This is a genomic window from Streptomyces sp. NPDC102490 (assembly GCF_044765285.1).
Taxonomy (GTDB): Bacteria; Actinomycetota; Actinomycetes; order Streptomycetales; family Streptomycetaceae; genus Streptomyces.
In genome coordinates this window covers 93,015-113,778 of record NZ_JBIWJU010000008.1, presented here as the reverse complement: position 1 = coordinate 113,778, position 20,764 = coordinate 93,015, and the positions used below count along the sequence as shown (strand labels likewise).

Genomic DNA, 20,764 nt, shown 5'->3' with positions numbered 1-20,764 from the left:
GGGGGAGCAGTCAGCGCCAGTCGGCGGCGAACGCCCGCGCCGGGTTCTCGGTGAGGACGCGGCGCACCAGGTCGTCCCCCACCGCGAGGGCCAGCCGGGACGCCACCCGGCGCAGCAGGTACGGCATGCCCGGACCGCCGTTGACCGACCGGGCGGACGCGGTCGTCGTGTCGCCGCCGAGCAGCAGCCGGTCGCCGAACCCCGCCTCGGCGAGGTCCCGCACCGCGTCCGGCATCCGCCAGTCGGTGGCGTGGTTCCCCCGCGACGGCCCGTCGAAGGCCAGCCAGCACCCCGACCCGGCGGCCTGCCGGTGGGTCACGGGGTCGGGGGACCGATTGAGGTGCCCGAGGATCAAGCGGTCCGGCGGCACCTCCAACTCACCGCACAGCAGCTCCAGTACGTCCAGGGCGCCGGTGCCCAGCTCCAGGTGCACGGCGATCGGCGCCCCCGTCGCACGGTGCGCCTCGGCCGCCGCCGACATGGTCCACCGCGCGTGCGCGTCGAGCGCGTGGAAACCGCCCGCCACCTTGATCAGCCCGGCGCGGACCCCCGACGTCCCGATGCCCCGCGTCAGTTCGGTGACGAAGACGTCCGCGGCCCGGCCCCGCAGCGCGCTGAGCGTGTCCGCGTCGTAGTGGACGTCCTGGTGCAGCCCCGTCGCCGCCACCACGTGCACACCGGTCTCCCGGGACAGCGCCGGCAGATCCGCGGCCCGCCTGCCGAGCCCGTACGGCGTCCACTGCACCACCGCGCCACCGCCCCGCTCCCGGAACGCCGTCAACTCGGCACGCGCCGCCGTCACGTCGTTCAGCTCCTCGCCGGGCAGCCGGGGGCTGGCGAAGAACAGGTGGTCGTGGGCGTCGCACACGCCCAGCTCACCGCTCGGCACGTCCCCGAGGACCGTGCGGACGGCGCCGCTCACCACTGGCGTCCCCTCGGCAGCAGGGCCCGCCCCGGCTCGGACAGGTGCAGCACCCGGAAGACCTCGCCCGCCACCCCGTCGGGCGCGTCGCCCGCGTGGAGCGTGAAGTGGAGCAGCTCCCAGCGGCCGGTGTCCACCACCGCCGCCGCGAGCAGCGCCCCGTCCCCGGCCGCCAGCCGCCCGGTCTCCCGCACCGCGGCCGCCGCCGCCTCCGCCAGCGGCACCCCCTCCGGCACCGGGCGCCGCCGCAGCACCGCCGCCCGCGCGGGGGCGTCGGCGGCGCCGCCCTCCTCGTACGCCAGGCCCGTCCACTGCCGGACCGCGGGCCGGCCGAAGTCGTCGGTGGGCCGCTGGAAGGCGCCCTCCCAGAGGAAGGAGTTCATGCCCTCCACGGTGTGCCACAGGTAGAACGGCGCGTACTGGTTGACCGGCGAGCCGTCCTTCCCGCGCTCGCGGACCAGATACGCCTTGAGTCCGAGCCCGGGCCAGTCGTCCAGCAGGTGCCCGGTGCGGGCCACGCGCTCCCTGATGACGTCCATCGGATAGTCGGCGGGCAGGGTGAAGGTGTACTGCATGGCGTGCATCGGATGCCCCCTCAGGCGTGCCGGTCCCCGGGCTCGACGGGTGCGCCCCAGTCGGTGGTCGTGCCGTCCCCGGCGGCCTCGACGACCGCGAGGTGGCTCATGAAGGTGTGCGGCCCGGCCCCGTGCCAGTGCCACTCGCCCGGCTCGATCCACACGGTGTCGCCCGCGCGGACGGCCTCCACCGCACCGTCCCTGCGCCGCACCCGGCCCTCGCCCTGGAGGATGTGCAGGACCTGGCCGTGTGGATGGCGGTGCCAGGCGGTGTGCGCGCCCGGCGCGAAGTGGACGTGGAACACACGCAGCCGGGAGGGAGCCGGGGGAGCGGCGATCTCGTCCAGCCATACCGCGCCGCTGAAGTTCTCGGCCGCGCCCCGCTCGGTCCCGGGGCGCTGTCGGGTGATGCGCACGTGTCGTCGAACTCCTCTACGCGATGGTGTTCTTGTGGGCCGCGAGCAGCGAGAGCAGGCCCCGGACGCCCGCGTCGAAGGCGGCCGGCGAGCCGGACGCACGGGCCAGGACGTAGCCGCCCTGGACGGTGGCGACGACCGCCGCCGCGATCTCCTCACCGTCCAGCGAGGGCGCGAACTCGCCCTGTTCCCGGCCCTCTTCCACCAGCTGGGCGATCTGTTCGCGCAGCCAGTCGAGGGTCTCGTCCACCGGGGCGCGCAGGGTGTCGTCGGCGATCACGTCCGGGTCCATCGTCAGCCGCCCGACCGGGCACCCGCGCAGCACGTCGCGCTCGCGCCGCAGATACGCCTCGACGCGCTCGTACGGCGTCCCCGGACCGGTGAGCACGGCCTCGGCGGTGGCCCGCATCTCCTGGGCCGTCCGCCGGATCGCGGCGAGCGCGAGGTCGGGCTTGCCCTTGAAGTGGTGGTACATGCTGCCCTGCCCGGCGCCGGCCCGGTCGAGGATCGCCTTGGGGCTGGTGCCCACGTAACCCCGCTCCCACAGCAGCTCGCGGGTGGACTCGATCAGTCGTTCCGAGGTGCTCATGCAGGCACTGTACATACTAGTAGTTACAGAAGTCGAGCGGTGCGCGGGAGACCGGGGAAGCAGCCGCGGACCGCCGGAGTACTCCCCGCGACGTACGCGCACTGCCGCTGGCCGTACGACGACCGCGGCCCCCTCCCGGAGCGAGGCTCGGAAGCGACACGAGGGACATCGCGACCGAGGAGTTGGACGACATGGAGACCCTGGCACAGTTCGGCGACGGCGGGCCCGGCCCGTGGATCCTGCTCTTCCCGGTGATCTGGGCGCTCGTCATCGGCGGCGGCATCGCCCTGCTGCGCCGCACGGTGTGGCGCGGCCGCCGCGGCCCGGCACGACGGGGAGCCGTCGAGGACAACTCGCCCATCACCGTGCTCGGCCACCGCTTCGCCTCCGGCGAGATCGACGAGGACGAGTACTGGCGCCGACTGTCCGTGCTGGACGAGCAGTTCGGCCGGACCGGCAAGGGCGGTGCGGCATGAGCGCGACGACCGGCACCCGGGTCGCCGCCCGGGTCGTGGACGCCGTGAAGGTGTACGGCGGTGGCGACACCGCCGTACGCGCCCTGGACGGGGTCGGCGTCGACTTCCCGGCCGGCCGCTTCACCGCCATCATGGGGCCCTCGGGCTCCGGCAAGTCCACCCTGATGCACTGCGCCGCGGGGCTGGACACGCTCACCTCGGGCACCGCCCGCATCGGCGACACCGACCTGAGCACCCTCGACGACCGCCGGCTCACCCTGCTGCGCCGCGACCGCGTCGGCTTCGTGTTCCAGGCGTTCAACCTGGTGCCGACGCTGACCGTCGCCGAGAACATCACCCTCCCCCTCGACCTGGCCGGCCGCCGGGGCGACACCGCGTGGGTCGACACGCTGATCGACGTCGTCGGACTGCGCGACCGCCTCCACCACCGGCCCGCCGAACTCTCCGGCGGCCAGCAGCAGCGGGTCGCGGTGGCCCGCGCCTTCGCCGGACAGCCGGACGTGGTCTTCGCCGACGAACCCACCGGCAACCTCGACTCCCGCTCCGGCGGCGAGGTGCTGGGCCTCCTCGGCCGGACCGTCCGGCAGACCGGCCGCACGGTCGTCATGGTCACCCACGACCCGGTCGCCGCCGCCCACGCGGACGAGGTCGTCTTCCTCGCGGACGGACGCCTCGTCGACCGCATGGACGCGCCGACCGCCGACAAGGTCCTGGACCGGATGAAAGCCTTCGAGGTGCCCTCATGAACGCCTCCGTCCGCCTGAGCGCCGCCTCGCTCCGGGCCCACAAACGCCGCTTCGCCGGGACGTTCCTCGCCGTGGTCCTCGGCGTCGCCTTCCTGGCCGGCACCCTGGTCATGGGCGACACGCTCCGCGCGAGCTTCGACACCCTGTTCGGCAACGCCGCCGGCGGCACCGACGCCGTGGTGCGCAGCGCCGACGCCATCACCACCCCGGGCGAGAGCCAGGGCGTACGGCAGCCGGTCGGCACCGACCTGGTGCGGACCGTCGAGCGGGTGCCCGGCGTCGCGGCCGCCGCCCCCAGCATCCAGGGCGCGGGCCAGCTCGTCGGCGCGAACGGCGACCCGATCGGCGGTCAGGGGCCACCCACCCTGGCGGGCAACTGGATCACCGACCCGGAGCTGAACCCGTACCGCCTCGCCGAGGGCCGCGCCCCGCAGAAGTCCGGCGAGGTCGTCGTCAACCGCGGCGCCGCCGAGAAAGGCGGCCTGGCGATCGGCGACACCACCACGCTGCGCACGCCCGACCCCGTCGAGGTCACCGTCGTGGGTCTCGCCACCTTCGGCGGCGAGGACGGCATGGCCCAGGTGACCTTCACCGGCATGACCCGGGCCGACGCCGAGAAGTACCTCACCGCGCGGCCGGGCCAGGCGGCGAGCATCCAGGTGCGGGCCGGGCCGGGCGTCGGCCAGCGGGAACTCGTCGACCGGCTGACTCCCGTACTGCCCGAGGGCGTCGAGGCCATCACCGGCGAGGAGTCGGCCGCGGAGAACACCGACATGATCTCCAGCCAGTTCCTGAGCCTGTTCACGACCTTCCTGCTCGTCTTCTCCGGCATCGCCCTGCTGGTCGCCACCTTCTCGATCCACAACACCTTCGCCATCGTGGTCGCCCAGCGCACCCGCGAGAACGCGCTGCTGCGCGCCCTGGGCGCCTCCCGCCGCCAGGTCACCGCCGCCACCCTCGTCGAGGCGGCCGTCGTGGCCGTGACCGCGTCCGCCGCCGGACTCGCGGGCGGCATCGGCATCGCGGCCGGACTCCAGGCCCTGTTCCCGGCGATCGGCTTCCCGTTCCCCGAGGGCGCCCTGGTGATCAGCGCGCCGTCGCTGCTGCTCCCGCTCGCCGTCGGCGTCGTGGTCTGCCTCGGCTCCGCCCTGCTGCCCGCCGCCCGGGCCGGCCGCACCGCACCCCTGGCGGCGCTGCGCGAGACCGCCGTCGACACCTCCGGCGCCTCCCGCGCGCGGGCGGTCACCGGCACGGGGATGCTCGTGCTCGCCCTCGCGGTGACACTCGCCGGGGTCCTGCTCTCCCCGTCGGTGTGGCTGGCCGGCGCGGGCGCGGTGCTGGCCCTGGCCTCCTTCGTCGTACTCGGCCCGGTCGCCTCCGCCACCGCCGTACGCGTCCTCGGGGCCCCGCTGGACCGGCTCCGCGGCGTCACCGGCGTCCTCGCCCGGCGCAACGCCCTGCGCAGCCCCAAGCGGACGGCGGCCACCGCGGGGGCGCTGATGATCGGCGTGGCGGTCGTGTCGCTGTTCACCGTGTTCGGCGCCTCGCTCAAGGCGACCATGGACCAGACCGTCTCCCGGTCCTTCGCGGGCGACGTCGCCGTCAGCGCGCCGTCCTTCGGCGCCGGCGGCAGCGGCCTCAGCCCGCGCCTGGCCGGCGCAGTCCAGGAACTGCCCGAGGTGGACACCGCCGTCGGCCTCGGCCGCGGAGTGGCGGACGTGGACGGCCAGGGACGGGCGCTGACCGTCACCGACCCGGTCGCCCTGCACCGCACCTTCGACCTGGGCACCGTCCACGGCTCACTGGACGACCTCGGCACCGACGGCATCGCCGTCACCGAGAGCGAGGCCGAGAAGCGCGGACTGACCACCGGTGACACCACGCGGCTCACCTTCACCGACGGACGCAGCGGGACCTTCACCGTCCGCGCGGTCTACGGACAGTCCGAACTCGCCGGCGACTACGTCATCACCCGCGCCGCCTGGGCCCCGCACCGCACCCAGGACTCCGACACCCTGGTCGCCGTCGCCTTCGAGGACGGCGTGGACGCGGACGCGGGCAAGGCGGCGGTCGAGCGGGTCGCCGACCGGTACGGCAACCCCGAGGTGCAGACCCGGGACGCGTACGCGCAGTCCTCGGCGGGCGGCATCGACATGATGCTCACCCTCGTCTACGCGCTGCTCGCCCTCGCGGTGCTCATCGCGCTGCTCGGCATCGCCAACACCCTCACGCTGGCGGTCCAGGAGCGCACCCGCGAACTCGGTCTGCTGCGGGCGGTCGGGCAGACCCGGGCCCAGTTGCGGGCCATGGTCCGCTGGGAGTCCGTCCTGGTCGCCGCCTTCGGCACGGTCGGCGGGCTCGGTCTCGGCGCCTTCCTCGGCTGGGTCCTGGTGGCCGCCTCCGACGGCGCCTCGGACAGCGCCTTCGCCTTCGCGGTGCCGCCCGCGCAGCTCGCGGTGGTGGCTCTGGTCGGCCTCGCGGCCGGCGCCCTGGCGGGCCTGCGCCCGGCCCGGCGCGCTGCCCGCCTGGACGTACTGCGCGCCGTGGCCACGGAGTAGCCCGCACCGTCACCGCCCGAGCCCGGCGAACCCGGCCGGTACGGCACCCGCACTGCACCGCGGTGCGGGTGCCGTACCGGCGGCCGGGTCGCGGAAGCGGCGGGGGCGGACGACTCGAACTCCCGCCGCCGACCGGCCGCGTCCACCCAGGCCGACCGCACCCTGGTCCGCACGGACGACGTGCCGTCAGGTCCCGCGCCGGGGCCGACGGTTGCCGGTCGCCCGAAGACGCGTCCCGGAGCCCCGCACGCCGGCCGGTACCGTGCCGTACCGCCCGCGGCAGCGGACGGTCACCGCCCGGTCAGCCGGCAACGGCCGACCGGGCGGGAGCGGGTTGGTGGCCGCCGAGGCCGACCGCGTGCTCGACCTCGGCGAACGCGGCGGCCGGCACCTCCTCGACCAGACGGCGCGGCGGGCGCGCCGCCACCGGCGGTGCGGTGGCCGGTACGGGGGTGGCGGCCGTCGGCAGCGTGAACCAGACGACCTTGCCCGACTCGCCGTCCGGCCGGACGCCCCAGCTGCCGCTCATCGCGGCCACCATGGCGAGTCCGCGCCCGCACGTCGCGAGGGGCTCGGCGTCGTCGACGACGGGCAGCCGCGGATCGTGGTCGCGCACCGAGACCGTGAGCCGGTCCAGGAGCAGTTCCATCTCCACGGTGCACGTCTTGTCGGGTCTGGCATGCAGGTGGACGTTGGTCAACAACTCCGTCACGCCGAGCACCGCCCGGTCGATCAGGAGATCCATATGCCAGTAGCGCAATTGCGCAGATACGATTCTGCGGACCTGGCCGATCCGCGACGGCAGAGCTTGGAGCTCCACCGTGCAGTGTCTGCTTGGGTGAGTGATCACGGCTGCGACTCCCCGACATAGAGGTCCGGAAGAACACGGAGTTCGGATCCAGCGAGGCGCACCTGGCGCACGCCGCCCGCTGTCATGGCCGGCGGGCTGGTTCGCAGCGTTATCGCCGGTAAACCCAGAGTGACGTGTGACCAGCGTGACGCAAGGGGTGAGGCACCGCAACTTACGGCCATCTCTCAGGCGCGGCGTCCGGACGCCCTGCGCACCGCCTCGATGAAGCGGCGGGCCGCGGGCGGGCCCGGTTCGCCGGGAGCCGGGTCGCGCTCGCCGAGGGTCAGCAGGTACCGCTTGCCGTCGAGGTCGGCCAGTGCCCGGTCCTGCGGGGCGAACCACGGGCGGGAGGCGCGTACCGCCTGCACCGGCGCGCTGTCTATCTCACTGCCGTAGCTGGTCAGCAACTCCACCCGGCCGCCGCTGATCCGGACCGTCCCGGCCCGGGTGAGCGAACGCAGCCGCTTGCCGATCCGCACCCCCGTGGCCCTGAACTCCGGCTCCGCCATGGCCGTCGCCCCCTCGCGCGTGTCGGTTCCCGCCCGCCGCTGGCAGTCTGCCCGTACCGCGCACCGAGCACCAGTACGCACCGCCCGTTTCCGGAGGCGACCGGAGCACTCGCGCGAATGCGCCCCCCCGCCGCACCGCCACCGCGTCGCCGCCGGCACCCCAGGGGTGCCTTTGAGGCGCCCAAAGGGGTGTTTATGCAGGTGAGAAGCGCGTGGAAGGTGTTTATGATCCAGGTGTCGGCCGCGCTGTCCGCCGTCGGCGCGCAGCGTAAGGAGCCCCCGAAGTGAGCACTGACCGGCAGACCGCCACCGGCGCCACCCTCGACGTCGACCACAGCGACACCGCCTACCGCGCCTGGCTGAAAGAAGCCGTCCGCAAGGTCCAGGCCGACGCCAATCGCTCGGCCGACACCCACCTGCTCCTGTTCCCGCTCCCGGAGCACTGGGGCATCGACCTGTACCTGAAGGACGAGTCGACCCACCCGACGGGCAGCCTCAAACACCGCCTCGCCCGCTCCCTGTTCCTCTACGGCCTGTGCAACGGCTGGATCCGGCCGGACCGCCCGGTGATCGAGGCGTCCAGCGGCTCGACGGCCGTCTCCGAGGCGTACTTCGCGAGCCTGATCGGCGTGCCCTTCATCGCCGTCATGCCCCGCACGACGAGCACCGAGAAGATCCGCCTGATCGAATTCCACGGCGGACGGTGCCACTTCGTGGACGACTCCCGGCGGATGTACGAGGAGTCGGCCCGCCTCGCGGCGGAGACCGGCGGCCACTACATGGACCAGTTCACCTACGCCGAGCGCGCCACCGACTGGCGCGGCAACAACAACATCGCCGAGTCGATCTTCCGCCAGCTGCGGCTGGAACGGTACCCCGAGCCGTCCTGGATCGTCGCCACGGCCGGCACCGGTGGCACCTCGGCGACCCTCGCCCGCTACGTCCACTACATGCAGTACGACACCCGCGTCTGCGTCGCCGACCCGGAGAACTCCTGCTTCTTCGAGGGCTGGACGACCGGAGATCCGGACGTGGCCTGCGACCGGGGCTCCCGGATCGAGGGCATCGGCCGCCCCCGGATGGAACCGAGCTTCGTGCCCGGCGCCATCGACCGCATGATGAAGGTGCCGGACGCGGCGAGCGTCGCGGCCGTACGCTCCTTGGCGCGGGCCATCGGCCGCAAGGCGGGCGGCTCCACGGGCACCGGGCTGTGGAGCGCGCTGAAGATCGTCGCCGAGATGGTGGCCGCGGGGGAGCGGGGCAGCGTCGTGACGCTGCTGTGCGATCCGGGGGACCGGTACCTCGACAAGTACTACTCGGACGCCTGGCTCGCCGAACAGGGCCTCGACATCGAGCCGTACACGGCGGCGATCGAGTCCCTGCTGCGCACCGGCAGACTGCTCGACTGACCCGGGCGTCGGTCGCCGGTCGCCGGTCGCCGGTCGCCGGGCTACGGGCGCCGCAGCCGCCGGTCCAACGACGTCATGGCGCCCCGGAAGGCCCGCCCCAGCCCCGGACGCGCCCGGTCCAGCACGAAGCGGAACGGCGCCGTACCGTCCGCCGCGAACGTCCAGCGCACCCGCGTCCCGGCACCGGCAGGCGTCAGCCGCCACTCCTCCAGCATGGCCCGGGCGCCCGGCGCGTTGGTGACGTCGACGCGGTAGGCGTACACCTCGGGCCGCTCGGCCGCCAGCACCGTCTCCACGAAGCGCGTGCCGCCCTTGAGCCGGATCTCGCGCCCCGCGCCCTCACCGATGGGCCGGGCGAACGTCACCGCCGAGAACCACGCGGTCCAGCCGGGCACGTCCTCGGCCAGGGCGCGGAAGACGGCGTCCGGAGCGGCGGTGATCTCCCGCGCGAAGACCAGGCGTACCGGTGCCGTCTCGACGAAGCCGAGACCCACCGGGCGCAGACGGCGAACCATGGACACCACCCCTCTGTGCGAAGCCGCGCATGGCGGACGAGCGGCCGGGTGGCGCCACGATAGACCCGCGCGTGCCCGGTGTCAGCGGGGCGGGCGCCCTGCGACGGGCCCGCCCGGCGCCTCGCGCGGCAGGGGTCCCGTGCCCGCCGGCGTCAGTCCGCCGCGGGCTCCGGCTCGCCCGCCACGACCAGCCCGAGGTGCTCGGCGACCTCCGCGCGGGCGTCCGCGGACAGGCCCGAGTCGGTCACGAGCGTGTCCACCTGCTCCAGCGCGGCGAACGAACTCAGCCCCACGACACCCCACTTGGTGTGGTCGGCGACCACCACGACACGCCGTGCCGACTGCACCAGACGCCGGTTCGTCTCGGCCTCCGCGAGGTTCGGCGTGGACAGGCCGGCCTCGGCCGATATCCCGTGCACGCCCAGGAACAGCACGTCGAAGTGGAGCGTCGCGATCGCCTGGTCGGCGACCGGGCCCACCAGCGAGTCGGAGGGGGTGCGCACCCCGCCGGTGAGCACCACCGTCGCCCCGCCCTGCCGCGCCCCCGAGGTGCGCTGCGCCACGTGGAACACGTCGGCCACCCGCACCGAGTTGGTGACCACCGTCAGCTCCGGCACGTCCACCAGCCGGTGCGCCAGCGCGTACGTCGTCGTACCGCCCGACAGGGCGATCGCGGCGCCCGGCGCGACCAGCTCCGCGGCGGCCCGCGCGATGTCCTCCTTGGCGGTCGGCTCCAGACCCGACTTGGCCTCGAACCCCGGTTCGTGGGTGCTCGCCTCCGCCACCGGGACCGCTCCGCCGTGCACCTTCTCCAGCACACCCTGCCGGGACAGCGCGTCGAGGTCGCGGCGGACCGTCATGTCCGACACGCCGAGCTTGCGGGTCAGCTCGTTGACCCGGACCCCGCCCCGGCGGCGCACCTCGTCGAGGATCAGGGCGCGCCGCTGCTCCGCGAGGAGGTTCGGATTCTCACTCACGTACGCTTCGGTCCTTTCGCCGCAAACCGTCCGACCCGCCGCCGCACTCGCTCTGATGAGGGCTTGTCCCCGCACCCGTGCGCGGACATCCCATCCTCGCACGCCCCGCCACGGCCCGCGCCACCGCCCGCCGGGCGCCACCGGTCGCACGGAACGGGGAGATTCCGTGGCGAGGGGTGCACGACGCCCGCGGACGGGAGATCCTGTGCCCGCACGGACACAGCCGACGGTGCGTCACGGGGGAGTGCGGACAGTGAAGAAGGCGCAGGAACGGGTCGGGACGGGCGGGACCGACGCGCCAAGCGGCGCCGCCCTGGAACTCCTGGTCCACGGAGTGGGCGGTACGACACCCGCCGAGATGCTGGACGACCCGCGGACCGTGCGGATCACCGGCGACCACGTCGCGGCCGTCTTCCGGCGCACCGAGGACGCCGACGCCGAGTCCCGGCCCGAGGACTACCGGGGCCGGCCGGTGCCCGAGGCCTACGTCTGGTGCAACCTCACCTCCGGCAACGGCACCCGGGCCCTGTGGCTGCTGCTCCTGCCCTTCATGGTGGTCAACATCGCGCACTGGATGCGGCCCGCCGCCCACGGCCGGATCCGCACGGTCCGCCTCTACGGACTGCTGCTGCGGCTCGCGGCCCTCACCCTGACGGTGCTCCTCGTCGCCGCCGCCTGCGAGGTCGCCCTCGACCTCGTGGCCTGGCAGTGCGCGGGCACGCGCGCGTGCGCCGAGCGGCACAGCTGGCTGGGCTTCCTGTCGCCGGTGATGTCCGACGGCGGCTGGTGGAGCATGCCCGGCCGCAGGCTCGCCCTCGCGGCCGCGGTGCCCGCCGCACTCACCGGGCTGCTCTGGTACCTGTCGCTGCGCACCTGGCGGGCGTACGAGTCCCAGCAGCCGATGGACCGCGGGGCCGACCCCCAGGAGGACCCCCGCCACGCCGCGCTGGGCCGCCCCGGGTTCTGGTACGGGCGCCGCCTGGTGGCCCGGCTGCGCGGCGCGCACACCGCCGCCGGACTGCTGACCGTCGCCGTGGCGGCGACCGCACCGGCGGCCCGGTTCGACCGCCGGCCGGGCGGGCCCGCGCTGCTCGACACGCTCGGATGGCTGCTGCTGGGGGCCCTGTCCGCGGGGGCCGTCGCCGTGGTCGCGGTGGTGTGCCGCCGCGGCCGCAGCGAGCGCCGCCTCGACCGGCGGCTCGACGAGCACCTCGTACGCCGTCTGCCGCTCGCCGCCCTCCTGCTGTGCGTCCTCGCCCTGCTGTACGGCGGCTGGGCCCGCCCGGAATGGACGTCGCAGGGCCGGCTGGCCGGCGACATGGCCTTCGGTGGCATCGCCCTGGTGCAGGGGCTGCTGGTCATCGCGCTGGCCGTGGTCGCCCACCTGCTCCACCGCAGCCGCCCCGACGCCCGCGCCGCGATCCGGGGCCTGGGCGGTCCCGCCGTCGCCATGCTGGCCTGCGCGCTGGGCGGCGTCATGTCCGGCGGCGTCTCCCAGCGCGTCTCCGACTGGATGGACGGCACCGGCACCTTCCTCGACGGCCCGCCCGTCCTGCTGACCTGGCAGGCGTCCGTCATCCCGCCGCTGCTCCTCGTCGTGCTGCTGATGTGCGCCGTGCTCGCCCGGCACACCCTGCGCCTGGCCCGCGCGGAACGGGACGCCGTGGAACGCGACCACCCCGGGGAGACCGGAGACCCCGGGCGGACCCGGCGCATCGCCCTCACCCGCGCCACGGCCACGCTCACCGACCGGGCGCCCCTCCTCGTCGCCCTCACCTCCGCCGCCACCCTGCTTCTGGGCGCCGGAGCCCTGGTGGGCGCCCTGACCACCGAGAAGGTGCCGGGGGAGGCCGCGCGGGGGACGTACGCCGCCGTCCAGGGGGCCGCCCAGACCGCGCAGGAGCTGGGCTCCTGGCTGATCGGCCTCGGCTTCATACTGTTCGTCACCTGGGGCAGGCGCGCCTACAAGGACGCCTCCGCGCGGCGCACCATCGGCATCCTGTGGGACGTCGGCACCTTCTGGCCGCGCGCCGCACACCCCTTCGCACCGCCGTGCTACGCCGAGCGCGCGGTGCCCGACCTGACCTGGCGGATGGCGACCTGGACCCGCGCCACCGGCGGCCGGCTGGTCATCTCCGGGCACTCCCAGGGCAGCGTCCTCGCCGCCGCCGCGTCCTGGCAGCTCGAACCGTCCGTCCGCAAGCGGGTCGCCCTGCTCACCTACGGCTCCCCGCTGGAGCGGCTGTACGGCCGCTGGTTCCCCGCCCACTTCGGCCCCGAGGCGCTCGCCTCGCTGCACGCGGAGGTCGACTGCTGGCGCAACCTCTACCGGCGCACCGATCCCATCGGCGGCCCGATGCGACTGCCCGGCGACGCGGGCCCCGCGGTGGACCGCGCACCCCTCAAGGACCCGCTGACGTACGGCCGGACCGAACTCCACCCGCTGCCGGCGCCGGTCCTCGGGCACTCCGACTACCAGGCCGACCCGGCCTTCGCCGAGGAACGCGGACGGCTGCTGGGCCGACTGGGGCCGGAGGTACCGGTGCCGCGCCGGACGGGCGGCGCCGCGGAGTCCGTCCCGGCGGCGGACGACGCGACGGAGAGCTGCTGAGGCCCGTCCGGAACGGGCGCCCGCTCCGCTAGGGCATTTCGGGCAGGTCCTCGGGGTACAGCAGGGTCAGGTCGTCCGTGCTGGGGTCGGACTGTTGGGCGACCCGGCTCGCGTGCCGCTCCACCATCGCCTCGAAGGTCTGGCGGGCGGTGCGGCCGTTGCCGAAGGCCGGGCCCTTCGGAATCTCCGTGAAGTACTTCGTCAGCGCCTCGGCCGTGCCCGGCGCCAGCCGGTACTCGTGCTCGTCCGCCTGCTGCTCCACGATCCGCAGCAGCTCCCCCGGGCCGTAGTCGCCGAAGGTGATGGTCCGGGAGAAGCGGGACGCCACACCGGGGTTGACGGACAGGAAACGCTCCATCTCCGCCGTGTACCCCGCGACGATCACGACGACGGACTCCCGCTGGTCCTCCATCAGCTTGACCAGCGTGTCGATGGCCTCCTTGCCGAAATCCCGGCCCGCGTCCTCGGGGGAGAGCGCGTACGCCTCGTCGATGAACAGCACGCCGCCGTGCGCCCGCTGGAACGCCTCCTGGGTGCGGATCGCCGTGGAGCCGATGTGCTCGCCCACCAGGTCCACCCGGGACACCTCGACCAGGTGGCCCTTGTCCAGCACGCCGAGCGAGGCGAGGATCTCCCCGTACAGCCGGGCCACCGTCGTCTTGCCGGTGCCCGGGGAGCCGGTGAAGACCAGGTGCCGCTTGACCGACGCGGCCTTCAGGCCCGCCCGCTGCCGGCGCCGGCCCACCTCGATCATGTCGGTGAGCGCGCGCACCTCGCGCTTGACGCTGTCCAGGCCGACCAGGGCGTCCAGTTCGCCCAGCACGGCCTTCGAGGTCCGGGCCGGCTCCTGGGGGGCGGTGCCCGCGATCAGCGGCTCCTGCTCCGTGGTGCGCTGCCCGGGGATCGAGCCCAGCAGCCCCGGGGACTGGGCCGCCGTCTGCACCACCGGCTCGGGCGCGGCGGGCGCCGTCAGGCCGGTGCTCTCGTCACTGGTGCAGTCCTCGACGAGCGGCCCGGAGTCGTACGCCGTGTCGGGGCCGCCGTCCGCGAACTCGTACCCGCCGCGCGCGCACCGCTCCGTGCGGCACTTCTTCAGCGTCGTACGACAGCCGTCGATCACATGGAAGCCGTAGCCGGCGCTGCCGGTGACCCGGCAGTTCAGGAAGCTGCCGCGGCCTCCGGCCGACACGTAGACACCCGCCTCGGAGGGGGAGTCGACGGTGCAGCGCTCGATGGTGGGATCGGCGCCCTTGGTGACGATCACACCGGTGCGATTGCCGTCCAGGGTGCAGTTGTTCAGAGTGCCGCCGCTGCCGTGGTCGCGGAACCACGCGCCGGTGGCGGCGTCCCGGATGCGGCAGTCGTCGAGCTGCGCGGTGGCGCCGTCGCTCACCGACACGGCGGTGTTGCGCACCTGGGAGAGGTCGCTGTCGACGACGTCCGCGCGGGAGCCGCGGTCCAGCACGAACAGCGCGTCCGGCACGTCGTGCACCCGGCAGGAGTCGAGCACCGCGGTGGCACCGTCGCTGACCCAGACCGCCGGGTAGTCGCCGGTGCTGTCGAAGATCTCGCACTGGTTGGCGTCCACGCGGGTGCCCGGGTCCCACACCGACAGGCCGTTGCGCCCGAACTTCCGCACACTGGTGCGGGTCAGGGTGAGCACCGAGCGGGACCTGAGGTCGACCGCGTTCTCCGGGATGTCGTGGATGCGGCAGTCGGCGAGGGTGAGCACGGCGTCCGTGTCCAGCGTGACGCCGTCGCCGGTGGTGCGGTGCACGTCGCAGTCGGTCAGGTGGGCCGTGGCCCGGCCGGTCACCTGCACGCCGCTGCCGCGGACCTCGTAGACCTCGCAGCCCACGGCCTCCAGGGCGGAGCCCTCGCCGGTCGCCGTCAGGCCGGAACCCGCCGCGTGGTGCACCCGGCAGCGCTCCAGCCGGGGGTGGGCGCCCGAGCGCACCGCGACGCCCGCCTGACCGGCCGCGACGACCTCGCACTCCTCGAACACGCCGCCCCCGCCGTCCAGGACGGCGATGCCGACACCGGCCGGGTTGTCGACGGTGCAGCGCCGCACCGTGGGACGCGCGCTGCCGCGCACCTCTATCCCGGAGGCGGAACGCGCGACGATCCTCAGGCCCAGCAGTTCCGGTGTGCCGTCCTCCACCAGCACCGCGGGCGCCGCCGCGTCCTGGCCCTCGACGTGCAGGTCCTGGATCACCGCCGAGGCGCGCACGGTCAGCGGGACACCGTCGGCGGGCGCGATCCGGACCGAACCCTGGGCACCCTCGGGCCCGCGCAGGGTCACCGCCCGCTGGACGACGAGGTTCTCCCGGTAGGTCCCGGGGGCGACGGTGAGGACGTCGCCGTCGGCCGCGGCCTCCAGGGCAGCGGCGAGCGATGCGTACTCACCCGTGCGGCGCCGCCACCGCGAGGTGCCGGTGTGCGTCACCTGGACCGTGCCCTGTGCCATGGCGTTGCTGTGCCCCCACCTCGTCGTACGCGGGTCGTCGCCGATTCGGTTCGGCCGGTCCACCGTAGCGTGCGCGCAGGTGGTGAGTTGACCGGAGCCCGAAGCCCGTCAACTGCCCGCGCCGGTCCTGCCCCAGTCCGGTCCCGCCCGCTCCCACTCCTGCTCCAGGCGCGCGTACCGGCGGCGGACCAGGCGCCAGACCACGATCCGCCGGGCGGCCTCCACCAGGGCCGCCGTCACCACCGCGGTGCCGATCCCGGCGAGCACGGCGTGCGTGGCCGCGGTCGCGGAGTCCAGCGGCCGGGCCACCGCGCGGCCCCGAGCGTCCGTCCACAGCGCGAATCGGTCGCCGCTGCCGGGGCGGTCGATGCCCACCAGGAGGGGCCCCTCGTGCCGCGAGCCGTCCGGCCCGGACCAGGCGGCGAGGACGCGGCTGCGCAGCTCTTCGCCGGAGGAGGCGCCCTCGGGGTCGACGGTCAGGGGCGAACGCTCCAGGGGCCGGACCACGGTGGCCATCACCCGGTGCCGCGCCTCGTGCTGTTCGCGCACCGACCGCTGCAGGGCGCTCTGCGCCGCGCCGCCCACCAGCACGCCGACCAGGGGCGCCACGAACACCGTCAGCAGCAGCGCCGTCAGGGCCACCCAGGCCTCGGCCCGGTCGCTCGTGCGGCACAGCGGATTGCCTCGCCAACGCCACAGACCTGTGATCGCCCGCACGCACGCAGCCCCTTCCGCTCCGCTCCACCCCCCGTCGAGCCGTTCACGTGGACCCCGGGCGGATCGGACCGCGGGGGGCGCCGTCCCCGCTCGGTGGCCCGTCACGGCCGGTTCTCATGAACCTCTCATCAAGCCCAACGCGCGTACCCCGCACCGGGTTCCCGTCACCGGGCCGTTCGTCCGGAACCGGAGCGCGGTCCGGGCGGGCGGCCGCTCCTCACTCGACGATCCGCACCGGGTCGCCGACCCGGACCGTGCCGCGGCCGAGGGGGACCAGGTTCTGCCCGAAGACCAGTCTGCCGTCGACGCGCCGGTGCCGGCCGAGGCTGTGCAGGGGCTCGGCGCCGCGGCCGGCGGTGCCCTGGTCGGTGGTGGTCACGACGCACCGCCCGCACGGCTTGGCGACCCGCAGGACGACCTCGCCGACGGCGATGCGCGACCAGGTGTCCTCGGCCCAGGGTGCGGTGCCGGAGACGACCAGGTTGGGCCGGAAGCGGTTCATGGGCAGCGGGCCATCGTCCGCGTGTTCACCGCGTGCGATCAGGGAGTTGAGGGCGTCGAGCGAGGCGGTGGTGGTCAGCAGCAGCGGGAAGCCGTCCGCGAAGGAGACGGTCTCGCCCGGCAGCGCGTACTGCGGGTCCACGGGGCGGCGGGTGGCGGGGTCGTCCAGGTGCACCAGCCGGACGTCGGCTCCGAGCAGCGCGCTGCACCAGGCGTGCGCGGCCTCGTCCTCGGCGGGCAGTGCCTCGACCTTGTCCCGGAAGATCCGCACCGTCACGGTGCCCGGCGCGCGCGGGACGGGCACCGAGAGGGGTGACATGCCGGGCGCGGACAGCCGAACGCCGCCGCCGGGCAGAAGCTCGGCGGCGGCCAGGGCGAGGCGCGGCTGCCCGCGTTGCGTGACGACCTTTCCCCCGTCGTCGATCAGCATCCAGCGTCGGTCTCCGGCCGGCCCCCAGGGCTCCACCACGGCCTCCTGGAGCGACAGGCTCCGGAACGCCTTGACCGGATGGACGTGGATCGACTGCAGTCGCGCATACCCCATGAGGTCATCGTGCCAGGTGGCACCGACAACCCGGAGGACGGCTCAGTAGCCGCGGTACTGCTGCTGGTGGTACGGATCCTGGTACGGCGCGGGGGCCGGCCGGGGAGCCGCGGGGCGCATCGCCTCGTACCCCGCGGGGCCGGGCGCGGCCGGGCGGGGCTGCTGCGGCTGCTGGGGGCCCGGGTAGCCGCGTGGCGCGGTCGCCTGGTGCGGGATGTACGCGGCGGGGGCCTGCTGCAACGGGGCGGGCTGCGGGGCCTGCTGCGGGTATCCGTAGGAGGGCTGCGAGGGGCCCGCGGGCAGGGCGGGCAGGGCGGACGACCGCGCGGGCAGGTGGCTGCTGCTCGGCATGTCGTACGCGGCGGGGACCCGGATCGGGGCGATCTGCGGTGTGCCCCGTTCGGCCACGAGCGAGTCGTAGATCGGGGTGTCCGGGAAGGAGGCGGAGTAGTAGCCGCCGCCATAAGTGGAGCGGGGGGAGGTCATGGCCATAAGTTAAGCCCACGATGTGCTGGTTGGGGAGACCGATAAGAGGGTTGTTTTCCGTGTCCGCGGTGACCGGGCATCCCCAATGCGAGCGAACTTGGCAAAATAGGGCGCCTGGCCACCCGCTTTTGCGGTAAAGGCCGAGTTCCGGGCGGGTTACCGGCGGTTGGCCGAACCTTCCGCGGGACGCTTCCTCAAGGGCGGGCGGCCCGGAGAATAGGTTGTGCGTCAGGACTCGACGATGCGCCGGGACATCACCCGGCTCGGTGACACGTGATGGGGGCGGACATGTCAATGCCGAAAGGATCGAACACCCCGGTGCCGACGACGGCGCTGCGGGTCGAACTGGGCTGGCGGTCCGGACCCGGCGTGCCCGACGCGGACGCCTCCGCCCTCCTGCTGGTGGGCGGCAAGGTCCGTTCCGACGCGGACTTCGTTTTTTACAACCAGTCGGTCCACGCCTCCGGTTCGGTCCGTCACGAGGGCAAGCGGGACGTCGGCGGCCGGGTGACCGACAGCCTGCTCGTCGACCTCGCGCGCGTGGAACCCGCGATCGAGACCGTGATCCTCGCCGCCTCCTCGGACGGCGGGTCCTTCGGCCAGGTCCCCGATCTGTACATCGAGGTGCGCGACGCCGCGCGGAACACCGTCGTGGCCCGCTTCGACAACCCGGGCGCGACCGTCGAGACGGCCTTCGTACTCGGCGAGTTCTACCGCCGCCAGGGCGCCTGGAAGTTCCGCGCCGTCGGGCAGGGGTACGACAGCGGACTCGAGGGACTGGCCACCGACTACGGCATCTCGGTGGACGAACCGCAGCACGCACCTGCGACCGCCCCGACGACCCCCGCCCCGCCCGCGCCCGCCCCGCCGGCGCCGACGGCCCCGCCCGGTCCGCCCGCCGCGCCCGCCGTCCCTGCCGCGGCGCCCCCGCCGGCGCCCTCCGCACCCCCCGCCCAGCCGGTCCGGCTGACCAAGGTCACGCTCACCAAGGCGGCGCCCTCCGTCTCGCTGACCAAGCAGGGCGGTACCTCCGGCGCCCTGCGCGTCAACCTCAACTGGCAGGTGCGCAAACAGTTCTCGGGCTGGGCCCGCAAGCTCGGCCGCCCGGTCGCCATGCACGACGACCTCGACCTCGACCTGTGCTGCCTGTACGAACTGAGCGACGGCAGCAAGGGCGTCGTCCAGGCACTCGGCAACGCCTTCGGGGCGCTGCACCAGCCGCCGTTCATCCACCTCGACGGCGACGACCGCACCGGCGCCGTGTCGACCGGCGAGAACCTCACCATCAGCCTCGACCACCAGCGGTACTTCCGGCGCATCCTCGTCTTCGTGACCATCTACGAGGGCGCCCGCTCCTTCGCCGACCTGCACGCCACGGTCACCCTCCAGCCGCAGTACGGCGCCCCGGTCGACTTCTCGCTCGACGAGTGCGCCGTGCCCTCGACGGTGTGCGCCCTCGCGCTGATCACCAACACCGGAAGCGACCTCGTCGTCCAGCGCGAGGCCCGCTACCTGGTGCCCGAGCGCGGCGTGAGCCCCCAGCGGACGGTCGATTACGCCTACGGCTGGGGCATGAACTGGACCCCCGGCCGGAAATGACCCGCCCCGGGCTGCTCAGCCCGCTCGGCCCTCCTCGGGCACGGCGTCCGGACGGGCGTAGGTGCGGCCCTTCCAGGCGGCGCCCCGCCCCCGGTAGTGCTGCACCGCCGAGTCGACCGTCATCAGGAGATAGAGCGACGCGGTGAACGGCAGCAGCGGAGCGAGCCACAGCGGCTGCCGGTAGTAGCGCAGCATCGGCAGATACGTTCCCGCCATCACCAGCCAGGCGGCGGCGCCCAGCACGGCCGCGGCCCCGGCCCCCTGCCCCGCCGCCAGGCCGACGAGGAACGCCGACGGCGGCACCAGGTACACCAGTGCCAGGCCGAGCACCGTTCCGGCGAGCACCAGCGGGTTGTGCCGCAACTGCGCGTACGCGCTGCGCGAGACCATCCGCCACAGGTCGTGCAGCCGCGGGTACGGACGCACGCTGTCCACCCGTTCGGCCAGGCCCAGCCAGACCCGGCCGCCGGTGGCCTTGACCGCGCGGGCGAGGGCCACGTCGTCGATGACGGCGTGCCGGATGGCGTCGGGGATCCGCGCCCGCTCGGCGGCGTCGGCACGCAGCAGCACACAGCCGCCCGCCGCGGCCGCCGTCCGCGTCGCCTTCTTCCGCCTGCTCCCGGCGCGGCCACCGCCGATCCACCGGAACGGGTACAGCTGGGCGAAGAAGTAGACGAAGGCCGGCACCACGAGCCGCTCCCAGACGCTCTCCACCCGCAGCCGGGCCATCTGGGAGACGACGTCGAAACCGCCGGTGCCGGCCGCCGACACCAACCCGCGCAGACTGTCCGGGGCGTGCGCGATGTCGGCGTCCGTCAGCAGCAGGTACTCGGGCTCACGCGCGCGTGCCAGGCCGATGCCGTGCCGCACCGCCCACAGCTTGCCCGTCCAGCCGGCGGGCGGCTCCCCGGGCGAGGCCACGGTCAGCGGCAGCCCCTCGTGCCGCCGGGCCAGCTCGCACGCCAGCTCACCGGTGCCGTCCGTGCTGCCGTCGTCGATCAGGAAGACCTCGGCCCGCCCCGGGTAGTCCTGGGCGAGCAGGGACGGCAGGCTCTCCGGCAGCACCGCCGCCTCGTCGCGCGCGGGGACCACGACGCACACCGAGGGCCAGACCTCCGGCTCCTCCCAGGCCGGAAGTCTGACGTCGGTACGCCAGAAGAAGCCCCGGGCGAGCAGCAGCCACAGCCAGGCGGCGAGGGAGAGGGCTGCCACGACGGTCACGACGGAAGTCCACACATCGGCGCTCACGTGCGCAGTCTGCCCCACGGCACCGGCCGGTGGCGGCGCATCGTCTATG

The 20,764-nt window shown here is 74.3% G+C and carries 19 protein-coding genes; 6 read left to right on the top strand and 13 right to left on the bottom strand.

Annotated features, from left to right (window positions below; all coding sequences use genetic code 11):
• Positions 1-10 precede the first annotated feature (10 nt).
• The 4 genes from ACIRGB_RS19570 to ACIRGB_RS19555 are packed head-to-tail and all read right to left on the bottom strand — an operon-like array spanning position 11 to position 2,502.
• Positions 11-922 (bottom strand): phosphotriesterase, encoded by a 912-nt coding sequence (locus ACIRGB_RS19570; RefSeq protein ID WP_403866247.1) that lies wholly within the window; start codon positions 920-922, stop codon positions 11-13.
• On the bottom strand, positions 919-1,506 hold the full coding sequence (locus ACIRGB_RS19565; protein ID WP_403866244.1) for a DUF4865 family protein: 588 nt from the start codon (positions 1,504-1,506) through the stop codon (positions 919-921). Before ACIRGB_RS19565 ends, ACIRGB_RS19570 begins: the two co-directional genes overlap by 4 nt.
• Positions 1,507-1,517: 11 nt before the next feature.
• Positions 1,518-1,913, bottom strand: coding sequence for a cupin domain-containing protein (locus tag ACIRGB_RS19560; RefSeq protein ID WP_403866241.1), 396 nt, complete (start codon positions 1,911-1,913; stop codon positions 1,518-1,520).
• A 16-nt stretch (positions 1,914-1,929) separates the two neighbouring features.
• The gene (locus ACIRGB_RS19555; protein ID WP_403866238.1) at positions 1,930-2,502 is read right to left on the bottom strand and encodes a TetR/AcrR family transcriptional regulator; all 573 of its coding nucleotides are present in this window, start codon (positions 2,500-2,502) and stop codon (positions 1,930-1,932) included.
• Between the two features lie 191 nt (positions 2,503-2,693).
• Between ACIRGB_RS19555 and ACIRGB_RS19550 the strand changes: the two genes are divergently transcribed.
• From ACIRGB_RS19550 to ACIRGB_RS19540, 3 genes are read left to right on the top strand one after another with little or no spacing between them, the layout of a single operon-like run.
• Positions 2,694-2,978: an SHOCT domain-containing protein gene (locus ACIRGB_RS19550; RefSeq protein ID WP_403866234.1), complete on the top strand. Its 285-nt coding sequence runs from the start codon at positions 2,694-2,696 to the stop codon at positions 2,976-2,978.
• On the top strand, positions 2,975-3,724 hold the full coding sequence (locus ACIRGB_RS19545; RefSeq protein WP_403866231.1) for an ABC transporter ATP-binding protein: 750 nt from the start codon (positions 2,975-2,977) through the stop codon (positions 3,722-3,724). The genes ACIRGB_RS19550 and ACIRGB_RS19545 overlap by 4 nt, the downstream gene beginning before the upstream one ends.
• On the top strand, positions 3,721-6,282 hold the full coding sequence (locus ACIRGB_RS19540) for an ABC transporter permease (protein ID WP_403866229.1): 2,562 nt from the start codon (positions 3,721-3,723) through the stop codon (positions 6,280-6,282). The genes ACIRGB_RS19545 and ACIRGB_RS19540 overlap by 4 nt, the downstream gene beginning before the upstream one ends.
• A 301-nt stretch (positions 6,283-6,583) precedes the next feature.
• Here ACIRGB_RS19540 and ACIRGB_RS19535 read toward each other — a convergent pair whose 3' ends face one another.
• A complete protein-coding gene (locus ACIRGB_RS19535; RefSeq protein ID WP_403866226.1) occupies positions 6,584-7,132 on the bottom strand; it encodes an ATP-binding protein in 549 nt (182 codons plus the stop codon).
• A gap of 185 nt (positions 7,133-7,317) precedes the next feature.
• Positions 7,318-7,641 (bottom strand): hypothetical protein, encoded by a 324-nt coding sequence (locus tag ACIRGB_RS19530; RefSeq protein ID WP_076973109.1) that lies wholly within the window; start codon positions 7,639-7,641, stop codon positions 7,318-7,320.
• Between the two features lie 284 nt (positions 7,642-7,925).
• On the opposite strand from ACIRGB_RS19530, the gene ACIRGB_RS19525 reads away from it, so the two are divergent.
• Positions 7,926-9,050 (top strand): PLP-dependent cysteine synthase family protein, encoded by a 1,125-nt coding sequence (locus ACIRGB_RS19525; protein WP_403866223.1) that lies wholly within the window; start codon positions 7,926-7,928, stop codon positions 9,048-9,050.
• Between the two features lie 41 nt (positions 9,051-9,091).
• Here ACIRGB_RS19525 and ACIRGB_RS19520 read toward each other — a convergent pair whose 3' ends face one another.
• Together ACIRGB_RS19520 and ACIRGB_RS19515 are read right to left on the bottom strand one after the other, a co-directional pair.
• Complete coding sequence (locus ACIRGB_RS19520; protein WP_403866220.1) at positions 9,092-9,565, bottom strand: SRPBCC family protein; 474 nt, start codon at positions 9,563-9,565, stop codon at positions 9,092-9,094.
• Between the two features lie 152 nt (positions 9,566-9,717).
• The gene (locus ACIRGB_RS19515; RefSeq protein WP_403866217.1) at positions 9,718-10,542 is read right to left on the bottom strand and encodes a DeoR/GlpR family DNA-binding transcription regulator; all 825 of its coding nucleotides are present in this window, start codon (positions 10,540-10,542) and stop codon (positions 9,718-9,720) included.
• 253 nt (positions 10,543-10,795) lie between these two features.
• Between ACIRGB_RS19515 and ACIRGB_RS19510 the strand changes: the two genes are divergently transcribed.
• A complete protein-coding gene (locus ACIRGB_RS19510) occupies positions 10,796-13,153 on the top strand; it encodes a hypothetical protein (protein ID WP_403866214.1) in 2,358 nt (785 codons plus the stop codon).
• 28 nt (positions 13,154-13,181) lie between these two features.
• Here ACIRGB_RS19510 and ACIRGB_RS19505 read toward each other — a convergent pair whose 3' ends face one another.
• From ACIRGB_RS19505 to ACIRGB_RS19490, 4 genes are all read right to left on the bottom strand, one after another.
• Positions 13,182-15,620, bottom strand: coding sequence for a right-handed parallel beta-helix repeat-containing protein (locus ACIRGB_RS19505; protein ID WP_403866211.1), 2,439 nt, complete (start codon positions 15,618-15,620; stop codon positions 13,182-13,184).
• Between the two features lie 108 nt (positions 15,621-15,728).
• Complete coding sequence (locus tag ACIRGB_RS19500; RefSeq protein WP_403866209.1) at positions 15,729-16,337, bottom strand: hypothetical protein; 609 nt, start codon at positions 16,335-16,337, stop codon at positions 15,729-15,731.
• Between the two features lie 217 nt (positions 16,338-16,554).
• Complete coding sequence (locus tag ACIRGB_RS19495) at positions 16,555-17,382, bottom strand: MOSC domain-containing protein (RefSeq protein ID WP_403866206.1); 828 nt, start codon at positions 17,380-17,382, stop codon at positions 16,555-16,557.
• Between the two features lie 42 nt (positions 17,383-17,424).
• Positions 17,425-17,868 carry a DUF6643 family protein gene (locus tag ACIRGB_RS19490; protein WP_403866203.1) on the bottom strand — a complete coding sequence of 148 codons (444 nt, stop codon included), beginning with the start codon at positions 17,866-17,868 and terminating at the stop codon, positions 17,425-17,427.
• Between the two features lie 294 nt (positions 17,869-18,162).
• On the opposite strand from ACIRGB_RS19490, the gene ACIRGB_RS19485 reads away from it, so the two are divergent.
• Positions 18,163-19,467, top strand: a complete 1,305-nt coding sequence (locus tag ACIRGB_RS19485; protein WP_403866200.1) for a TerD family protein — start codon at positions 18,163-18,165, stop codon at positions 19,465-19,467.
• Between the two features lie 15 nt (positions 19,468-19,482).
• Here ACIRGB_RS19485 and ACIRGB_RS19480 read toward each other — a convergent pair whose 3' ends face one another.
• Positions 19,483-20,733, bottom strand: a complete 1,251-nt coding sequence (locus ACIRGB_RS19480) for a glycosyltransferase (protein ID WP_403866197.1) — start codon at positions 20,731-20,733, stop codon at positions 19,483-19,485.
• Positions 20,734-20,764: the final 31 nt, after the last annotated feature.

Excerpts from the sequence above, each read along its gene's own strand:
- ACIRGB_RS19565 (WP_403866244.1), bottom strand. The coding sequence starts at position 1,506 with ATGCACGCCATGCAGTACACCTTCACCCTGCCCGCCGACTATCCGATG.
- ACIRGB_RS19555 (WP_403866238.1), bottom strand. The coding sequence starts at position 2,502 with ATGAGCACCTCGGAACGACTGATCGAGTCCACCCGCGAGCTGCTGTGG.
- ACIRGB_RS19550 (WP_403866234.1), top strand. The coding sequence starts at position 2,694 with ATGGAGACCCTGGCACAGTTCGGCGACGGCGGGCCCGGCCCGTGGATC.
- ACIRGB_RS19545 (WP_403866231.1), top strand. The coding sequence starts at position 2,975 with ATGAGCGCGACGACCGGCACCCGGGTCGCCGCCCGGGTCGTGGACGCC.
- ACIRGB_RS19540 (WP_403866229.1), top strand. The coding sequence starts at position 3,721 with ATGAACGCCTCCGTCCGCCTGAGCGCCGCCTCGCTCCGGGCCCACAAA.
- ACIRGB_RS19530 (WP_076973109.1), bottom strand. The coding sequence starts at position 7,641 with ATGGCGGAGCCGGAGTTCAGGGCCACGGGGGTGCGGATCGGCAAGCGG.
- ACIRGB_RS19520 (WP_403866220.1), bottom strand. The coding sequence starts at position 9,565 with ATGGTTCGCCGTCTGCGCCCGGTGGGTCTCGGCTTCGTCGAGACGGCA.
- ACIRGB_RS19505 (WP_403866211.1), bottom strand. The coding sequence starts at position 15,620 with ATGGCACAGGGCACGGTCCAGGTGACGCACACCGGCACCTCGCGGTGG.
- ACIRGB_RS19495 (WP_403866206.1), bottom strand. The coding sequence starts at position 17,382 with ATGGGGTATGCGCGACTGCAGTCGATCCACGTCCATCCGGTCAAGGCG.
- ACIRGB_RS19490 (WP_403866203.1), bottom strand. The coding sequence starts at position 17,868 with ATGACCTCCCCCCGCTCCACTTATGGCGGCGGCTACTACTCCGCCTCC.
- ACIRGB_RS19485 (WP_403866200.1), top strand. The coding sequence starts at position 18,163 with ATGCCGAAAGGATCGAACACCCCGGTGCCGACGACGGCGCTGCGGGTC.